Origin of the sequence: Flavobacterium phragmitis, assembly GCF_900112575.1 — a bacterium.
Classification (GTDB): domain Bacteria; phylum Bacteroidota; class Bacteroidia; order Flavobacteriales; family Flavobacteriaceae; genus Flavobacterium; species Flavobacterium phragmitis.
In genome coordinates this window covers 166720-186645 of record NZ_FOMH01000006.1, presented here as the reverse complement: position 1 = coordinate 186645, position 19926 = coordinate 166720, and the positions used below count along the sequence as shown (strand labels likewise).

14 protein-coding genes and 1 riboswitch are annotated in these 19926 nt (G+C 35.0%); of the genes, 11 read left to right on the top strand and 3 right to left on the bottom strand.

All coding sequences use genetic code 11. The features are described 5' to 3' along the window. The first annotated feature begins 149 nt into the window (after positions 1–149). The 9 genes from BM289_RS12315 to BM289_RS12275 all read left to right on the top strand — a co-directional run bounded on the left by BM289_RS12315 (position 150) and on the right by BM289_RS12275 (position 12730). Positions 150–731 (top strand): precorrin-2 dehydrogenase/sirohydrochlorin ferrochelatase family protein, encoded by a 582-nt coding sequence (locus BM289_RS12315; RefSeq protein WP_091493804.1) that lies wholly within the window; start codon positions 150–152, stop codon positions 729–731. A gap of 97 nt (positions 732–828) precedes the next feature. Further along, entirely contained in the window at positions 829–1881 is a 1053-nt protein-coding gene (locus BM289_RS12310; RefSeq protein ID WP_073412897.1) for an NAD(P)/FAD-dependent oxidoreductase, read from the top strand. Positions 1882–2380: 499 nt separating this feature from the next. Then, a riboswitch (SAM riboswitch) is annotated at positions 2381–2497 on the top strand. Positions 2498–2824: 327 nt separating this feature from the next. Beyond that, a complete protein-coding gene (locus BM289_RS12305) occupies positions 2825–3829 on the top strand; it encodes a homocysteine S-methyltransferase family protein (protein WP_091493802.1) in 1005 nt (334 codons plus the stop codon). 176 nt (positions 3830–4005) lie between these two features. Further along, the gene (locus BM289_RS12300; protein ID WP_091493799.1) at positions 4006–5007 is read left to right on the top strand and encodes a PDDEXK nuclease domain-containing protein; all 1002 of its coding nucleotides are present in this window, start codon (positions 4006–4008) and stop codon (positions 5005–5007) included. A gap of 234 nt (positions 5008–5241) precedes the next feature. After that, entirely contained in the window at positions 5242–7917 is a 2676-nt protein-coding gene (gene metH, locus BM289_RS12295) for a methionine synthase (RefSeq protein WP_091493798.1), read from the top strand. Positions 7918–7995: 78 nt separating this feature from the next. Beyond that, positions 7996–8952, top strand: a complete 957-nt coding sequence (gene metF / locus BM289_RS12290) for a methylenetetrahydrofolate reductase [NAD(P)H] (RefSeq protein ID WP_091493795.1) — start codon at positions 7996–7998, stop codon at positions 8950–8952. A 192-nt stretch (positions 8953–9144) separates the two neighbouring features. Further along, complete coding sequence (locus BM289_RS12285; protein WP_091493791.1) at positions 9145–9798, top strand: class I SAM-dependent methyltransferase; 654 nt, start codon at positions 9145–9147, stop codon at positions 9796–9798. 190 nt (positions 9799–9988) lie between these two features. Continuing rightward, complete coding sequence (locus BM289_RS12280; RefSeq protein ID WP_091493788.1) at positions 9989–11224, top strand: dicarboxylate/amino acid:cation symporter; 1236 nt, start codon at positions 9989–9991, stop codon at positions 11222–11224. Positions 11225–11323: 99 nt separating this feature from the next. Then, positions 11324–12730 carry a pyridoxal phosphate-dependent decarboxylase family protein gene (locus BM289_RS12275; RefSeq protein WP_091493784.1) on the top strand — a complete coding sequence of 469 codons (1407 nt, stop codon included), beginning with the start codon at positions 11324–11326 and terminating at the stop codon, positions 12728–12730. 84 nt (positions 12731–12814) lie between these two features. Here the strand turns inward: BM289_RS12275 and BM289_RS12270 are convergent, their stop codons facing one another. Together BM289_RS12270 and gldA are read right to left on the bottom strand one after the other, a co-directional pair. Continuing rightward, positions 12815–14932, bottom strand: a complete 2118-nt coding sequence (locus BM289_RS12270; protein WP_091493781.1) for an outer membrane beta-barrel family protein — start codon at positions 14930–14932, stop codon at positions 12815–12817. A gap of 374 nt (positions 14933–15306) precedes the next feature. After that, a complete protein-coding gene (gene gldA / locus BM289_RS12265) occupies positions 15307–16203 on the bottom strand; it encodes a gliding motility-associated ABC transporter ATP-binding subunit GldA (protein ID WP_091493778.1) in 897 nt (298 codons plus the stop codon). 148 nt (positions 16204–16351) lie between these two features. On the opposite strand from gldA, the gene BM289_RS12260 reads away from it, so the two are divergent. Then, on the top strand, positions 16352–16933 hold the full coding sequence (locus BM289_RS12260) for an outer membrane beta-barrel protein (RefSeq protein ID WP_091493776.1): 582 nt from the start codon (positions 16352–16354) through the stop codon (positions 16931–16933). A gap of 541 nt (positions 16934–17474) precedes the next feature. Further along, positions 17475–18821, top strand: a complete 1347-nt coding sequence (locus BM289_RS12255) for a deoxyguanosinetriphosphate triphosphohydrolase (protein ID WP_091493773.1) — start codon at positions 17475–17477, stop codon at positions 18819–18821. A gap of 74 nt (positions 18822–18895) precedes the next feature. Here BM289_RS12255 and BM289_RS12250 read toward each other — a convergent pair whose 3' ends face one another. After that, positions 18896–19897: a DUF3078 domain-containing protein gene (locus BM289_RS12250; protein ID WP_091493771.1), complete on the bottom strand. Its 1002-nt coding sequence runs from the start codon at positions 19895–19897 to the stop codon at positions 18896–18898. Positions 19898–19926: the final 29 nt, after the last annotated feature.

Below are 19926 nucleotides of genomic sequence, written 5' to 3'. Positions count from 1 at the left end.
AGGAACATTTCATCGGTAGAAAAAAATAAATGTTTTCACAATAATAATGTTCCGTTAGGAACATATGATTGACACCGATTTTGCAGCGTCAGGTTTTAACCCGAAGTTTGCATTATTAATTGTTCCGTTAGGAACAACATATTGGTAACATGGAACAAAACGAATTATATCCAATATTTCTAAAGCTTCACAATTTAAATGTTTTGATTGTAGGCGGAGGAAATGTAGGGCTGGAAAAGCTTTCTTTCTTGCTAAAGTCAAGTCCGAATGCTAATGTTGAGGTAGTTGCACCGGATTTTCATTTAGAAATTAAGGTTTTAGCAGAAAAACATCCTTCAATTAAATTGACGGAAAAAAAGTTTAAAAAGAAAATGCTTAAAAAACGTCACATGGTAATTGCCTGTACAGACGATTTGAAAGTAAATAAAAAGGTTTACGATTTAGCAAGAAAGCGTTATCTGATTTGCAATATAGCTGATACGCCAGATTTATGTGATTATTATTTGGGCGGAATCGTAACAAAAGGAAATGTAAAAATTGCCATTTCAACAAACGGAAAATCGCCAACAACAGCAAAGAGATTGCGTGAGTTTTTCGAAGAAGTAATTCCGGAAGATATCAATCAAATGGTAGAAAACCTGAATGAATATCGAAAAACCTTAAAAGGCAATTTTGAAGAAAAGGTTAAACGAATGAATGAGATTACCTCTTCATTAAAAAATAAAGAGTAAAAAGGTTTCGGAAAGAAATTAATGATAAAAATCATTGAAAGTACAAGGATTTATTCGTTTCTTTGCGTTATTAAGAATGATTATAAACAACAACATAATGATTAAAACAGATATACTTATAATTGGAGCAGGGCCAACAGGTTTATTTGCCGTATTCGAGGCAGGATTGCTAAAGTTAAAATGCCACATTTTAGATGCGCTTCCACAACCAGGAGGACAACTATCAGAGTTATATCCAAAAAAACCAATTTATGATATTCCTGGGTTCCCAGAAGTATTAGCCGGAGATTTAGTTGACGGATTAATGGAGCAAATCAAACAATTTGAGCCGGGATTTACTTTAGGAGAACGTGCTGAAACAGTTGAAAAGCAAGAAGACGGGACTTTCATTGTAACATCAAACAAAGGAACTAAATTCCACGCGCCAGTTATCGCAATCGCTGGAGGATTAGGAAGTTTCGAGCCTCGTAAACCACTTATCGAAGATATCGAGTTTTATGAAGATAAAGGAGTAAAATACTTCATCAAAAATCCTGAAAAATTCAGAGATAAAAGAGTTGTTATTGCAGGGGGAGGAGATTCAGCGTTAGACTGGTCAATTTTCTTAGCAAACGTAGCTTCAGAAGTGACTTTAATTCACAGAAGAAACGAATTCAGAGGAGCTTTAGATTCTGTAGAAAAAGTACAGGAATTAAAATCAGCAGGAAAAATCAAATTAATCACGCCAGCTGAAGTTATCGGAATCAACGGAGCAGAGCACGTAGAATCTTTGGATATCGAAGAAAACGGAGCACACCGTAAAATCGAATGCGATTATTTTATTCCACTTTTCGGATTAACACCAAAATTAGGTCCAATCGGCGACTGGGGATTAGAAATCGAGAAAAATGCTATTAAAGTAAACAATGCATTAGATTACCAAACTAATATTCCAGGAATCTTCGCTATTGGAGACGTAAACACATATCCAGGAAAATTAAAGTTAATCCTTTGCGGATTCCACGAAGCAACTTTAATGTGCCAAGCTGCATATTCAATCATCAACCCAGGTAAAAAATACGTATTGAAATATACAACAGTTTCTGGAGTAGATGGTTTTGATGGAACTCGTAAAGAAGCTCCTAAAGCGGTTGTGAAGGCGATAGTCTAAGTTGCTAAGACTCTGAGATACTAAGATTCTATATATAAAGCTCAAACTTGCAAAAGTTTGAGCTTTTTTTATTAATCCCAGAGGGATGACATATTTATAGAATAAAATTGATGTCGTTTGACAAAGAGCTCCAGCGGAGCGAAATATATGTCGCTCCGCTGGAGCTCTTGTGTTGTGTTTGTTGTTTTTCTATAAATATTATGCTCCTCCAGAGCTAAAAGACACAGGCAAAAACACAATGTAAATCTGAAACATTTTTTTATAAACACAAAACACATAAAAAACATAGCCAGTGGTTTCAACCACTGGAACACAACGAATAGACGCAACGTATAATCACAATACGTTCCCGCCTTTGAAACCGCGGGCTATGTTCGAAAAAAGGAGCTAATTTTAAAACTTAGAATCTTAGCAACTTAGAACCTTAGAAGCTTGAAGAAAAAACATTTGCAAATCGAAACCCTATTTCATACCTTTGCACTGTTCTTAAAATTATTGTTCGTTATCACGAAAGGCGGAGGGATAGACCCGATGAAACCTTAGCAACCCTTTACCATAAAGAAGGTGCTAAATTCTACTTTATACGACATTTTCCAGTATTAAAGATAGATAACACAAATACATACAGTATTTCTCAAAACTTTTCCAGACAACATACAATATTTACCGAAGCAATTCAGTAGAAGGAGCGAATCATTGGCGCATTTTTGCAGTCAATAGTTCCCGCTGTACACAAATATCTTTTATTCTGAACCCCAGAATAAAAGGATATTTGCTTCCAACGGGGCTAAAGAGCCAGCAATAGTGCACTTTTGGAATCAAAGTAAAAAAAATATCGAAGGTTAAACCCGACAGGTTTTTAAAACCTGTCGGGTTTAAATAGAACCTTCAAAATTAAAAATAAAAAAAGCTTGGCGTCTTAGCGTCTTTGCGGCAAAACAACATGGCAATAACAATTCAAGAAGCAATAAAAAAAAATATCCTAATCCTTGACGGAGCAATGGGAACAATGTTGCAACGCTATAATTTCTCAGAAGAAGATTTCAGAGGAGAGCGTTTCAAAGATTTCCCGCATCCGTTAAAAGGAAACAACGATTTACTATCCCTAACACAACCACAAGCAATCCGCGATGTACATGCCGCTTATTTTGAAGCTGGTGCTGACATCGTAGAAACCAATACCTTCTCTGGAACGACAATCGGTATGGCCGATTATCACATGGAAGATTTGGTTTACGAGTTAAACTACGAATCGGCAAAACTCGCACGCGAGGTTGCCGATGAGTTTACCGCTAAAAATCCAGAGAAACCTCGTTTCGTAGCCGGTTCAATTGGCCCGACAAACCGTACAGCAAGTATGTCACCAGACGTAAACGATCCAGGTTACAGAGCCGTAACGTTTGACGATTTACGAATCGCGTACAAACAACAAGCAGAAGCTTTAATGGACGGTGGCTGTGATTTGCTTTTAGTAGAAACGATTTTCGATACTTTAAACGCAAAAGCAGCGCTTTTTGCAATCGAAGAAGTAAAAGAAGAACGTAATCTTGATATTCCAATCATGGTTTCAGGAACGATTACAGATGCTTCAGGAAGAACGCTTTCTGGGCAGACAGTTGAAGCGTTTTTGATTTCCGTTTCGCATATTCCGTTATTAAGTGTAGGATTCAATTGCGCTCTTGGAGCCGATTTGCTGAAACCGTATTTAAAAACATTAGCGCACAATACAAGCTTTAATGTTTCGGCGCATCCAAACGCTGGATTACCAAACGCTTTCGGACAATACGATGAAACGCCAGAACAGACACAAGCATTCATTAAAGAATATTTAGAAGACAATTTAATCAATATTATTGGAGGTTGTTGCGGGACAACTCCAGACCACATCCGATTAATGGCTGAGGTTGCGAAGGATTATAAACCGAGGGTTGCGCCGGTTATTGGGTAACATTTCCGTTTCCTGCAAGGTTTTCAAAACCTTGTAGGTATAATTTTGTTGAGGTATAAAATCAGAAACCTCCAAGGTTTTGAAAACCTTGCAGATTAGGATGAAGAAAAAATTTCGAAAGAACAATACATTTTGTAGTAAAGGAAATTATTCCGTTGAAATTGTAAAAGACAATTATGAGTTTAGAGAAACAACCTTATAATGAACTTATAGATAAAATTGGTAGTTTGTTGCAACAAGGAAGGCAACAGGCTGCGCAATCTGTCAATACAATTTTAGTGCAGACTTATTGGTATGTTGGTCAACATATTGTAGAGTTTGAGCAAAAAGGAAATCAAAAAGCTGAATACGGAAGTCAATTACTGGATACGCTTTCTAATGATTTGACACAAAAGTATGGTAAAGGTTTTGGTCGTTCGAATCTTTTTCAGATACGTCAATTTTATATCAAGTTTCAAAATATCCAGACACTGTCTGGACAATTAACTTGGAGTCATTATACAGAGATATTAAAATCAAATAATGATTTAGAATTGGGTTTTTATGCTAAACAATGTCAGCATGAGCGTTGGAGCGTAAGAGAATTAAAACGTCAAATGAAGAGTTCATTGTTTGAAAGATTAGCTTTAAGCAAGGACAAAGAAGGCGTTTTGAGATTGGCTAAAGAAGGACATATTGTAGAAAATGCCGAAGATTTGATTAAAGATCCATTTGTATTGGATTTTTTAAATATTCCTGAACAATATCAATATTTAGAAAATGAACTGGAAGAAAAAATTATTTCTAATTTACAACAGTTCATTATGGAAATGGGAAAAGGATTTGCCTTTATTGGCAGACAATACCGAATGAGTATTGGTGGTCGACATTTTTATCTCGATTTGCTTTTTTATCATCGAATATTGAAATGTTTTGTTTTGGTAGACTTAAAAAGAGGCGAAATTGATCATCAGGATATTGGTCAAATGAATTTGTATCTGAATTATTTCAAAAAGGAAGAAGCAACTGAGGGAGATAATGAACCAATTGGGATTGTTTTAGGTGCACATAAAAATCATATTTTGGTTGAATATGCCACTGATAGTATTACAAACAAAGTGTTATTGAGTAAATATCAACTGTATTTGCCAGATAAAAAAACACTTCAAAATCAGTTGGACAGATTATTGGAAGAATAAAGAATAAAATAGGAACTCGGTAAACATAAACGTCTTATGAAACCGAGTTTGCGTGAGGGATAGAAGAGAAAATCCCACAGCCTGACGAAGGAAGAGCGAGGACTTGTAACGGATAGCCCGACCCGGAGGGACACGCCCAAAATATTAAAAAGATTACAGGTTTAATAACCTAAAAAATATAGAATAAAAAACTCAGAACCTTAGCATCTTAGGATCTCAGTAACTTAAAAAAAAATGACAGAAAAAAGAAGAGACCTTGTATTATCAGGATTAGAACCGTTGATTATTACGCCGGAAAGTGTTTTCGTGAACGTTGGCGAGCGTACAAACGTAACAGGTTCAAGAAAATTCTTGAGATTAATCAAGGAAGAGAAATACGACGAGGCACTTGATATTGCAAGACAACAGGTAGAAGGAGGAGCACAAATCATCGATATTAATATGGATGAAGGAATGCTAGACGGTGTTACGGCAATGACCAAATTTTTGAATTTAATTGCTGCAGAACCAGATATTTCGAGAGTGCCGATTATGATTGACAGTTCGAAATGGGAAATCATTGAAGCAGGTCTAAAGGTAGTACAAGGAAAAAGCGTCGTAAACTCGATTTCGTTAAAAGAAGGAGAAGAAGCCTTTATTCATCACGCCAAATTAATCAAACGTTACGGTGCGGCTGCGATTGTTATGGCTTTTGACGAAGTAGGTCAGGCTGATAATTACGATCGTAGAGTGGAAATTTGTGCGCGTTCGTATGATATTTTGGTGAACAAAGTAGGCTTTCCTCCACAGGACATTATTTTCGATTTGAATATTTTCCCAGTTGCAACCGGAATGGAAGAACATAGATTGAACGCTTTGGATTTCTTTAGAGGAACAAAATGGGTTCGTGAGAATCTTCCGCATGCGCATATTAGCGGTGGAGTGAGTAATGTTTCGTTTTCTTTTAGAGGAAACGATACTGTTCGTGAAGCGATGCACTCGGTGTTTTTATACCATGCGATTAAAAATGGAATGACGATGGGAATCGTAAACCCAGAAATGCTGACGATTTACGATGATATTCCGAAAGATTTATTAGAATACGTTGAAGACGTAATTTTAGATAGACGCGACGATGCAACCGAAAGACTTTTGGATTTTGCTGAAAGTGTAAAAGGGGAAGCAAAAAGCGACGAAAAAACGGTTCAGGAGTGGCGTTTTGGAACTGTTCAGGAGCGTATTACACATTCATTGGTAAAAGGAATTGATGCTTTTATTGAAGAAGATGTAGAAGAAGCGCGTTTGGCCGCAACAAAACCAATTGAAGTTATTGAGATCAACTTAATGGCCGGAATGAATGTGGTTGGAGATTTATTCGGAAGCGGAAAAATGTTCTTGCCACAAGTAGTAAAATCGGCTCGTGTAATGAAAAAAGCGGTGGCTTATTTATTGCCTTTTATTGAAGCGAGCAAACAAGCCGGAGACAAACAAGGAAACGGAAAAATCTTGATGGCAACCGTTAAAGGTGACGTTCACGATATTGGTAAAAACATAGTTTCGGTAGTTTTGGCTTGTAATAATTATGAGATTGTAGATCTTGGTGTCATGGTTCCTCCGGAAAAAATTATTTCGGCTGCAATCGAACATGAAGTAGACATTATTGGATTAAGCGGACTGATCACACCTTCGCTTGACGAAATGGTTTATTTGGCCAAAGAATTAGACAAACAAGATATTAAAATACCGATTATGATTGGTGGAGCAACGACTTCGCGCGCGCATACAGCCGTGAAAATTGCGCCTCAATACAGAGAAACAGTAATTCACGTAAACGATGCTTCGAGAGCCGTTACCGTTGCTGGAAATCTGTTAGATCATAACCGAAAAATATATGCGGCAGATATTCGTGCAGAATACGATTCGTTTAGAGAAACATTTTTAAATCGTTCAAGAGATAAAAACTTCCTAACGATTGAAGATGCCCGTAAAAACAAATTGCCATTGGATTGGAGTGAATATACTCCAGTTAAACCAAAAGTAATCGGCGCACAAACCATCGAAGTAGAATTGGATGTTTTGGTTCCATATATCGACTGGACACCATTTTTCCAGACTTGGGAATTGTACGGAAAATATCCAGCAATTTTAACGGATGAGGTTGTGGGTAAAGAAGCAACTTCTGTTTTCAACGATGCTCAGGCAATGCTGAAAGTGATTTTGGCTGAAAAGAAATTAAAAGCAAAAGGTATTTACGGAATTTTCCCTGCGAATCAAGTAAATGATGACGATATCGAATTGCGTGATGAAAATGGAAAAGTGTTAGAGAAGTTTTTGACTTTAAGACAACAATCACAAAAAACAAAAGGTGCTCCAAACATCGCTTTAGCCGATTTTATTTTGCCAAAAGACAGTGGCGTAACCGATTATATGGGAGCTTTCTGTGTAACAACTGGTTTTGGTGTAGACGAATGGGCAGCAGAATATGAAAAGAATTTAGACGATTATAATTCGATTATGGTGAAAGCGCTTGCCGATCGTTTTGCTGAGGCTTTCGCCGAATATCTTCACGAGCGAGTGCGTAAAGATTTCTGGGGTTATGATGCTGAAGAAGCTTTATCCAACGAAGAATTGATTAAAGAAAGTTATAAAGGAATTCGTCCAGCTCCGGGTTATCCGGCTTGTCCAGATCACTTAGAGAAGCCAACAATCTGGAAACTTTTGGATGTTGAAAAACAGATAGGAGTAAAGCTGACAGAAAGTATGGCGATGTGGCCGGCTTCATCAGTTTCAGGATATTATTTCGGAAACCCGAAAAGCCGTTATTTCGGACTCGGAAAAATAAAAGAAGATCAGGTTACAGATTACGCAAAACGTAGAAATGTACCGCTTGATTACGCAATGAAATGGTTAAACCCTAATATAGCAGATTAAATTAGTCGAAAGTCAAAAGTCGTAAAGTCCGAAAGGAAAGACTTTAGACTTTAGGCTTTACAACTTTAAGACTTAATAATGAAAGTAACAGAACATATAGAAAACGCCAAAGGAAAAACATTATTCTCATTTGAAATTATTCCGCCTCAAAAGGGGAAGAGCATTCAGGAATTATACGATAATATTGATCCGTTAATGGAGTTTAATCCGCCATTTATTGATGTAACGACTTCTCGTGAAGAATATATTTATATTGATAAAGGTAACGGACTTTTAGATAAGAAATTAACTCGTATGCGTCCGGGAACGCTTGGAATTTGCGCTTCTATAAAGCACAAATACAATGTTGATACGGTTCCGCATTTGCTTTGTGGCGGTTTTACCAAAGAAGAAACCGAGTATATGTTGGTTGACTGTCATTATTTAGGAATTAATAACGTAATGGCGCTTCGTGGTGACGCTATGAAAGATGAACAATCTTTCGTTCCAAAAGCTGGAGGAAATCATTATGCAATTGATTTAGTAAAACAAATTAAAGACTTAAACTGCGGACAATATCTGCACGAAGTAATCGATGCCGATAACAAAGCCGATTTTTGTATTGGAGTTGCAGGTTATCCAGAAAAGCACTTAGAATCTCCTTCTTTACAATCGGATTTAAAAAGATTAAAAGAAAAAGTTGATGCAGGAGCTGATTATGTAGTAACGCAGATGTTTTTTGATAATTCGAAATATTTTGCTTTCGTAGAAAAAGCAAGAGAAATGGGCATCACAATTCCGATTATTCCCGGAATTAAACCAATCGCCGTTCAAAGACATTTACAGGTTTTACCGCAGATTTTCAGAATCGATTTACCAGAAGATTTAATCGATGCTGTAGATAAATGCAAAAATAACGCTGAAATCAAACAAGTCGGAATCGAATGGGCAGTTCAGCAGTCATTAGAATTAAAAGCCGCCGGAGTTCCGTTTTTACACTATTATTCAATGGGTAAATCTGAGAACATTCGTCAGATTGCGAGTCAGGTTTTTTAGTTTTCTAACCGATATAACGTAGGTTTGTCATTTCGACGAAGGAGAAATCACACTCGGATATCTACAAAGATTGGAGGATATACTTTGCGGAGTTTCTATTGTGATTTCTCCTTCGTCGAAATGACAAGAATGTGGAAAATGATGATGATTGGAATTTGGAATTTTTTTAATTGGAATTTAATTTAAAAGATTATGAAACAAGAAGAACTACAAGCCATAGCCTCTCAATTAAAACATCCATCGGGAGAAAAAGGAATCGAAATGGGCAATATGATGAACGAAACGAACATCAATATGACCAAACATTCGATTCTGAATCTAAATATTTCAAACGAAAACAGAATTCTGGAACTTGGCCACGGAAACGCAGGCCACGTAGAATTTTTGTTTGAACAAGCTGAAAAACTCAAGTATTGCGGACTTGAAATGTCGGAACTGATGTTTCAGGAAGCGAGACAGATCAACCGAAATTTTGTTTCTCAAAAACAGGCTTTCTTTTCACTTTATGACGGAAATATTATTCCGTTTGAAGATGGATTATTCGATAAAATATTTACGGTAAACACGATTTATTTTTGGCAGAAGCCTGAAGAATTGCTTTCAGAAATCTATAGGGTTTTAAAACCTAATGGTAATTTCTGTTTGACATTTGCCGAAGAAGATTTTATGAGAAAACTGCCTTTTACGCAATTCGAATTTGAATTGTACAGTACAGAAAAAGCGCAGGAATTAATCAAAAAATCAGATTTTAAAATCGTTTATACCGAAACACAGACAGAACAAGTAAAAAGCAAAACCGGCGAATTGGTTGAGAGAGCTTTTACTACTATTGTGTTGGAGAAATAGATTTTTTTGCCACAGATTATACAGATTAAAAGGATATTTTTTCTTTTGCCACTAATTTCACAAATTTCCTCTAATTAATTTGTTCATTTTAAAATCTGTGTAAATCACTTTAATCTGTGGCAAAAAAATAAATCTTGGCATTTTTTTGAGTACTTTCATTCTTTATTATTAACCTTTCTGATATACAATTATGGAAGTTAAGAAAATCAATTTTTTGCAGAGTTACAGCAGTATTTTATGGCTTCTGGGCGGAATTATAGTCGGAAGTATTTTCGGGTTAGTATTTGGCGAAGATGTTCTGATCATAAAACCGCTGGGTGATATCTTTTTGAATTTACTTTTCACTGCCATTATTCCACTGATTTTTTTTACGATTGGTTCTTCGATTGCCAATTTGGAGCGTACAGAAAAATTAGGAAAACTGTTTGTTATCATGATTTTGGTTTTTCTTGCTACAATTCTGATTTCGGCCATTGTAATGATTTTTGCTGTTTATCTTTTTCCTATTCATGAAGATATAGCAATTGCGAAAGTTCCCTTTGAAGAAGTGGCATCAGGATCGGCAGGAGATCAAATTGCAAAACTGCTTACAGCCAATGATTTCTTCGAATTATTGTCCAGAAAAAGCATGTTGGCATTGATTATTTTCTCTTTTTTAGTTGGTTTTGCCACATTACAATCAGGGGAAAAAGGAAAAGCTTTTAAGAGTTTTCTGGATTCAGGAAACGAGGTAATGAAACAGCTTTTGAACATCATCATGAAATTGGCACCAATAGGTTTAGGAGCTTATTTTGCTTATCAAGTTGGAGTTTTCGGACCACAATTACTGGGAGTTTATGCGAAACCAATGGCAGTTTATTATGCAGCTTGTATTTTCTATTTCTTTGTATTTTTCAGTTTATATGCATTTGTCGCTGGGGGGAAAAGAGCTTTCAAAGTTTTTTGGAGCAATAATATAACGCCGTCTTTAACCGCAATAGGAACTTGCAGTAGTATTGCAACCATTCCTGCAAATTTAGATGCAGCAGAAAAAATGGGAATTCCATCACATGTCAGGAATTTAGTCATTCCGCTTGGAGCGCCTTTGCATAAAGACGGTTCAAGTATGTCTTCCATCTTAAAAATAACTTTTTTGTTTGCCATGTTTGGGAAAGATTTTTCAGATCCAATGACCATTCTTCTGGCTTTAGGAATTACAGTTATCGTTTCAATTGTCGAAGGCGGAATCCCAAATGGAGGTTATATAGGTGAGATTTTAGCCATTACCGTTTATGGTTTCCCAATGGAACAAGCTTTACCAGTTGCCATGATTCTAGGAACTCTAGTCGATCCAATCGCTACTTTATTAAATGCTAACGGAGATGTAATCTGTTCCATGATGGTTTCTAGGTTCTCCGAAAAAAACAAGATGGTAGCTTTTCTATAAAATTTTAATTCTTTAAAAAATACTAAAAACAACTTGTCTCATGTTGAATGGCTTCGACTTCGCTCAGCCTGACAACTTGAAGATTAAATACTTTATATTATGAATTCAATATTACAACACGATCTCAATAATTTCGAAAATATTTTAGAAAAAGCAAAACAACAGGGAATCGAATTTCTGAATAATCTGGAAAATATTCCAACTTCAAATAAAAATACAATTGATCCAAAACGTAGTTTGAACGAATTAGGTTTAGGTTCTGATGAAGCTTTAAAAGAGTTTAAAAATCGTTTAGCTCCTTTATTAGTTTCGTCTCCAGGACCTCGTTATTGGGGATTTGTAACGGGAGGTTCAACACCGGCTTCTATTGTTGGCGATTGGCTGGCATCTGTTTACGATCAAAATACGCAATCGGTAACTTCTCAGGGCGGAAATTCGGCTTTAATTGAATTTGAAACGATTAATTTATTATTACAATTATTAGAACTTCCTGATTCTTTTTTAGGCGGATTTGTGACAGGAGCTACGATGTCCAATTTTACGAGTTTAGCAGTTGCCAGACAATGGTTTGGAAAACAGTTTGGAAAGGATTTTGCTAAAAACGGGATCACTGAAACCATCAATATTTTAACAGCAACGCCACATTCTTCTTCTGTAAAATCATTATCAATGTTAGGAATCGGAAGCCAGAATTATACGGTTGTAAAAACAATCGAAGGCAATCGTGAAGCTTTGGATATTGCCGATTTAGAAGAAAAAATCAAAGCATTAAATGGAAAACCTTTTGTTCTAATCTCAAGTGCAGGAACTGTAAACACTGCTGATTTTGATGATTTTGAAGCGATTGCAACATTAAAAGAAAAATACAATTTTTGGTGGCATATTGACGGTGCTTTTGGTGGATTTGCGGCTGTTTCAGAAAAATACAAACACTATGTAAAAGGCTGGGAAGATGCAGACAGTATTACAATTGACTGTCATAAATGGCTGAATGTTCCTTATGAAAGCGCATTTTATTTGATTAAAAAAGACCACATCGATCTCCAGATAGAAACGTTTCAAAACTCAAATGCACCATATTTAGGAAATGCTTTGGAGAATTTTAATTATCTGAATGTAGTTCCTGAAAATTCACGCCGTTTAAGAGCACTTCCGGTTTGGTTTTCTCTAGTGGCTTATGGAAAAGAAGGTTTTCAGGATTTAATTGAAAAAAGTACATTATTGGCGCTTCATTTTGGAAATGCGTTAATTGATGATGGTAGATTTGAACTTTTGGCTCCAATTCGTTTAAATAATGTTTGTTTTACTTTAAAAGGGAATGAAAATCAGGATAAAGTAAACGGATTTCTAGCAAAATTAAATGATACTGGAAAAGTATTTATGACGCCGACTTTTTATCAAAATAAAAAAGGTATTCGTGCTTCATTTGTAAACTGGCGAACTACTGAAGAAGATATTAAAATTGTAATTGAAGTGATGAAGGATATTATTGATGATAATTTCTAAAATATAGAAGAGCCTGTTTGAAGGAACAGGCTCTTAACTAACACAAAAAAAAACAAAAAACAAGGTATTTAAAGAACGAAACTTTTATATACGGTATGTAAATGCAATTGTCGCAATACGATTGTCGAGGTCATATCTCTTGTCAATACTAGTCTGCGCAACTACAGATTTGATGTAGAAATTATTGGTATTGAAAACATCAGTGAAATTAAGTTTGATGTTTCCCTTTTTTGCTAAAACTTGCTTTGAAATTCCGATGCTGAAATCAAAGAAACCATCTCTTTGGTAAACTCCCAGATTAGATTTGGATTGATATTGTGCATTTCCTTCTGCTTTCCAAGTATCAGTAATAGTGAAAGAATTTTGAACGCTTACATTCAAAGTCATGATAGGATCAATGGTAGAACTGTTTAAAACATTCCCCATAAACTTATTCTCAAAAACATTAAATAAAGTATTTACAGACCACCATTTATTTAATTCGGTAGTATTTGTAATGTTTACTCCGTAATTATAAGATTTGTCCACATTTATTTGGGTAGTAACTGTGGTGTTAGTGTCTGGATTATAATTGTAAACTTCCGTGAAAACATCTTTTGTGCTGTTGAAATAAACAGAAGCCATAAAATTACTTTTCCAGGCATAACCAATTTCCATGGCATGCGTAATCTCTGGAATCAAGTTCGGATTTCCTTGTGAATAATTGAATGAGTCATCATAGAAACGAAACGGATTCAAATCAAACTGACTTGGTCTGTTGATTCTTTTACTGTAAGAAGCATGGGCAGAGTGATTACTTGTAAACTCATATTTTAGAGAAAGACTCGGAAACCATTTTAAATAATCATCTTTATGCTGTTCGTTTAATGTTTTCTGATCAATGTTTATTGCAGTGTATTCAGTTCTTAAACCAGCCTGAATATTTAATTTTTCCAGCTGATATTTATAATTCGCATAAGCGGCATAAATCTGCTCATTGTATTCAAAATGATTGGTCGAATTAAAATCGATTAACCATTGATTGTTATCGTAATATTCGTAAACAGATGGATTGTTGTTGTTTTTAATACTGGTTTTAAAACCCCATTCCATAGATTGCTTTTCTTTGAACGGATTTACAAAATCAACTTTTCCTGTGAAGACTTTTAACTGAGAAGGGATGTATCCGCGTCGATCGTTTACGGTCGTTGCATTGGCTGTATTAGCAGCACTTTGAAACTGATTTGATCTGAATTTTGAAGTTTCATATTCAAAATCAAAAGACATATTTTTTCCTTCGGTATTAAATTTATGAACTCCAGAAAAAGCATAGGTATAATCAAACCATTTTTCTTTACTGTCATTATAAGTAATGGCATCAAAAATAGGCTGATTGGCTGTGTTTACAACAGTATTAGTTCCGTCAGCCATATTTTGATAACGGCCAATTTTGGCATCAACATAAACCTCTAAATTAGTTTTAGGAGAAACCTCGTATTGTGTTCCAACTTTAAAATTATTAGAAGTTAAAGGTTCATCTGTAATCGAGGTCTGATGATTTTTACTAGCAATTTCCTGACGCGTCTGATTGGTAAACTGAACTTGATTGAATTTTTTATGTTCTTCTTCGCCTCGGAAAGTATAGCTGTAATTTCCAAAAACGCCCCATTTGTCTTTATTATAATTTAAGTTGAAACCAGAATTGGTTCTGTTTTTTCGGCCTCTTCCATAGCTTGTAAAAGCCGTTCCTTTTAATCCAGAAGTATTTGGTTTCTTTAAAATAATATTGATAATTCCAGCTTTACCTGCTGCATCATATTTAGAAGAAGGATTTGTAATCACTTCGATCTGCTTGATATTAGATGAGGTAGTAGCTTTTAAATAATTGGCTAATTCTTTCTGTGAAAGCTGTGTCAGTTTACCATTTATCATTACGGCAACACCTTGTTGTCCGCGAATAGACAAATCGCCATCCTGAGACACAACAACTCCTGGCGCACGTGACAATACGTCAAGTGCGGTCCCGCCTTCAGACACGATGCTGTTTTCTACGTTAAAAACGAGACGGTCTGACTTCTGTGTGTATAGAACTTTCTTTTTGCTAATCACAATTTCTTCTAATGCATTTATAGTCGTTTCAACAATGCTGTCATTTTTTTCTTTTTCTTGTGAAAATCCATATACCGAAAAAGCAAGCATTATGGAGGTTATGATATTTTTCATTTGGTTTGAATTTTAGCATTTTCTAAATCCATGATTTAGAAAACAATCTTTTTTAAGCTTTTGAACTAGAATTTTATTGCAGTACAATTTTTTCCAATTGATTTGAAAACTTTTCTTGAAGATTTGATGCGTAAATTAAAACAGCTGAAATATTTTTTTTGAAGGTGTGGAGTGTACGTAACATACTTGTGGCATTTATATTTTGATGTGCCAAAGATATAAACTATTTATAATAAGTCTAAATAAAAATAGAATTAATTTGTGATTTATGTGTAAATGATTGATTTTAAAGGGTAAGTAAAAGAAAAAGCGGTATGTTTTTAATCAAAAACATACCGCTTTTTTTACTGGAAACTGTTACTGTGACCGAAAACTTATTTAGTAATCTCTCTAAATACAGCTTCCAGGTTTTTATTTTTTTGATTCAATTGCAATGTTTTTAAACCATTTTCATTGGCAAAATCAAAGATGGCAGGACGCATATCTTTTTCGGTAATAAAAGTTAGTTCCCAGGTCATGTCATGTGTATTGATATAAGAAGAAATGTTTTCCAATTTAGCTAAAAGCTGTTCTTCTACTTTGTAATCAAACTCAACTTCAATAACTTGTTCTTTATCTGCAGTCACTAAATGGTCTAATTTATTATCGGCAACGATTTGTCCTTTGTCAATAATTATGACACGATCGCAGATGGCTTCAACTTCCTGCATGATATGAGTGGATAAAAAAACAGTTTTATTTTTACCTGCATTTTTAATCACATTACGAATTTCCATTAACTGGTTAGGGTCCAGTCCGGTAGTTGGTTCATCCAAAATTAAAACTTCTGGATCATGAAGTAAAGCATTTGCTAAACCAACACGCTGGCGGTATCCTTTAGAAAGCTGGCTGATTTTTTTATGGCTTTCAGGTGTCAGTCCTGTCAGTTGAATGACTTCTTCAATTCTTGATTTTGGCACGTTGTAAACATCGGCATTAAAAGCCAAATACTCACGAACATACAAGTCCAAATACAACGGATTATGCTCTGGCAAATACCCTATCGAACGTTGTACTTCTTTTTCGTTTGTCATGACATCGTGGCCATTTACAAGGGCTGAGCCACTATCGGCAAGTAAATAAGTGGTCAAAATTTTCATCAAAGTAGATTTTCCAGCTCCGTTTGGACCAAGAAATCCTACGATTTCTCCTTTCTCAATTTTAAAAGAAATTTCATTTAAAGCTTTTTGCTCTCCGTAACTTTTTGATATACTGTTTACTTCTATCGACATGACTTTTTGTTTGCTACAAAAGTAAACAGAAATAGTTTCGATTGCTACATTTTACCTTTTAAAGTAATTAATAAAAAAAACATAAAGTCCTTTATTCACGGCATTGTTATTGTTAAAGGAATGCTAAAATTAAAAATAAACCCAAATCATGAAAAAAATTCTAGTGATGGCTGCATTAGCTATCTGCAGTTTTGCAAATGCACAAAAAGGAACAATCTTAGTTGGTGGTAGCATCGGTTACACTTCTGAAAAATCAGAGTTCAGATTTACTGAAGCTAAAGCAAGTACTTTTACTTTCGCTCCTAAAGTTGGTTACCAATTCCACGAAAACTGGACAGTTGGAGGAGAACTTTCATTAAGCTCAACCGATGTTGACAATTCAAGCGAAAAATATAAAGACAATAAATTTAGAACTGGAGGTTTCGTACGTTATACGAAATCATTAAGCCAGACTTTTTCTGTTTTTGCAGATATGGGAGCAGGTTTCCAAACTGTAAAAAACAAAGATTATGCTACTAACAATAGTTATGTAAGATACAAAGGAGATGGTGCTTATGTAGATGTAACTCCAGCACTTTTCATCAACATGAAAAAAGGTTTTGGTCTTAACTTCAGTATTGGTGGTTTAGGATACGAAACATTAAGCTATGACGATAATGGAGAAGATTACAGCAAGTTCTACTTCAATTTCGGTAAAACATTTAATATCGGAATTTCTAAAAACTTCTGATCTTAAGTTTTATAAAATTCAATTTCAGAAAGCATCTGTCGCGGCAGATGCTTTTTTTTATAACTATTTCTTTTTATTTTCTTTAATAATTAGACTTTTTAAAACATCTAGTTTATTTAATTGTCAAGAAAATTAGTACTGATTTGTCTTGGTACTTAAATTGTTGTTTGTCTATGAAATCTTAAATAGACATAAACAATGAAAAAAATGCTACTTATTCTTGCATTGTCAGTATTTGGCTTTGCAAATGCCAGCGAAAGTAAAACCGAAACGAATCATAACCAAATATGTAGCGCTTTTGAACAAGCAGAAAATGAACTGCGGTATGACTGTTTTTTGTAATTAAGCATAGTACAACATTGAAATTTTAATTTTTTAGCCACGAATTCACGAATTTTTACAAATCTTAAGTTTAAAATAATTCGTGAATTCGTGGCGAATAAAACTTAATCTGTTGCCTATTTTTATCCTAAAATAAAACGTATTTTTGACGTTTAGATGAATAATCTAAAATCTAAATTCAGAAATCTAAAATTCAAAAATGAACTGGGAACAACTTTTATCCTTAAGACGTCAGGGAGATACAAGCAAAAGATTACGTGTAGAACAAGATGATACTCGTTTGGGTTTTGAGGTAGATTATGACCGAATTATTTTCTCATCTGCTTTTAGAAGTTTACAAGATAAAACACAGGTTATTCCGCTTTCTAAAACCGATTTTGTGCACACGCGTTTAACGCATAGTCTGGAAGTTTCGGTTGTAGGACGTTCGCTGGGGCGTTTGGTTGGAAAGAAAATCATAGAGAAATATCCTTATCTAAAAGAAGTTCATGGTTATCATATGAATGATTTTGGAGCTATCGTGGCGGCAGCTTCTTTGGCACACGATATTGGTAATCCGCCTTTTGGACATTCGGGTGAAAAAGCAATTGGAGAATATTTTTCGATTGGAAATGGACTGAAATTCAGAAATCAATTAACTGATAAACAATGGCAGGATCTCATTGATTTTGAAGGAAATGCAAACGGATTTTCTGTATTAACGGCAAGCCGTCCAGGAATTGATGGCGGACTTCGTATTTCGTATGCTACTTTAGGTGCTTTTATGAAATATCCAAAAGAAAGTCTTCCGAAGAAACCGACCAATGATATTGCAGATAAAAAATACGGTTTCTTCCAGTCGGATAAATTATTTTTTGAGGAAGTAGCTAAGGACATGGGAATGATTGCCAATAAATCTGGAGATGATATTGGTTTTGAAAGACATCCATTGGCTTATTTGGTTGAAGCGGCAGACGATATTTGTTATACGATCATTGACTTTGAAGACGGAATAAATTTAGGCCTGGTTTCTGAAGATTATGCTTTAGAATATCTGATCAAATTGGTAAAAGATAATATTGGCGTTGCAAAATACAAAACATTAGAAACCAAAGAAGATCGAATCAGCTATTTGCGCGCGCTTGCAATTGGCTCTTTAATTAATGATGCTGTTGATGTTTTTATTGAAAATGAAGAAGCAATTCTGGCTGGGAAATTCCCTTATGCTTTAACAGATAAAAGCAAATACAAGGCCCAGATGAATGATATCATCAAATTAAGTATTGAGAAAATTTACCAAAGTCGTGAAGTGATTGAAAAAGAGATTGTGGGTTATCAGATCATCCAGACTTTATTGGACAAATTTATTACCGCTTTCAATAATAAATATGAAGGAACAGCTTCAAACTACGACAAATTGATTTTGAAGATGTTGCCGGAAAAACATCACTTAGATAAAGGAAATTTATACGAACGTTTATTACATATTTGTCATTATGTTTCATTGCTGACAGACGGAAATGCATTGGAATTATACGAAACAATCCAAGGCCAGAAAAAGCGTTAGTAAAATATTAAACAAATAAAAAAGCATCTTTTAGAATATTCTAAAAGATGCTTTTTTTATAGCTGTTACTTTATTTATTTGAAAGCATAAACCAGACCAACTCCAAGTACTTGTCTTAACTGCATTCTTGGTCCGTCGTTTACTTGACTTTTTGCTCCTGTAGTAGGATCTACAACATCTTTTTTAGTTTTAATGTCATCATCATAAATCAAGTGAACTCCAATATTTGCTTTTACATACGCATTTACCACAAGATCTAGACGAGTATCATAATCGATATCGACATTTCCGAATTTGTTTAAATAATCGGTATATAAGCTTAATCTGTTTTCGTAGAAAACATTTTTATAGATTTCGTTTTTCATGTAAGCTGTAAAAAGGATACCAAACTCGGCTTTTACCTTTTGACCTTCTTCAATTAAAATTTGCTGTGTAGGATCAAGCGGGTCTGGTGCATATACCGCTTTCTTAACACCGAAAGAACCTTGATTCGCAAGATATTGATCTAATACTAAAGTAGTTTTTAACGTAATTGGAGAGAAATAAAATACTCTGTTTTTAGCTTTATTGGCATTCTCCGCTCCGGCTCCCAGAAAGATATAGGCTGGAGCAAAAGGTTTAGAGATTGCAACATCTCTGTTTGGATAATTATAACCGTTTGTAAACTGAGTGTTGAAATTTAATTTTGATGAGTAGTACCAGTTTGAAGCTGTGTCTTTTCTAAACCCGTAAGTCGAGTTAAACTGGAGAGCGTCGTCAGTTTTTCTTAACTCTGTTCCATCTTGTTTGTTTAAACCATATTTTACGATAAGTTCGTTAACCCATTTATGGTTTTTCTTTATATAAGTTCGTCCAAATTCTCCTTTAAATAAACCCGAGATAGAGCTGGTTCCCCCGGCACTCCAGTTTACAAAAGCAATTTCGGAAATATCAAAACCAAGTTGATTCTTTTTTGACCAGTTAGAAGGCGGTTTTGGCGCCTGATTCGGACTCAAAGTCGTTTGTATAATCTGTGCGAAACTGCTCGAGGCACATAAAAGTAAAAATAATAAAAGGGTAGAACGCAATAATTTCATTAGGTAATTTTTTTTTGGTATCGCAAAAT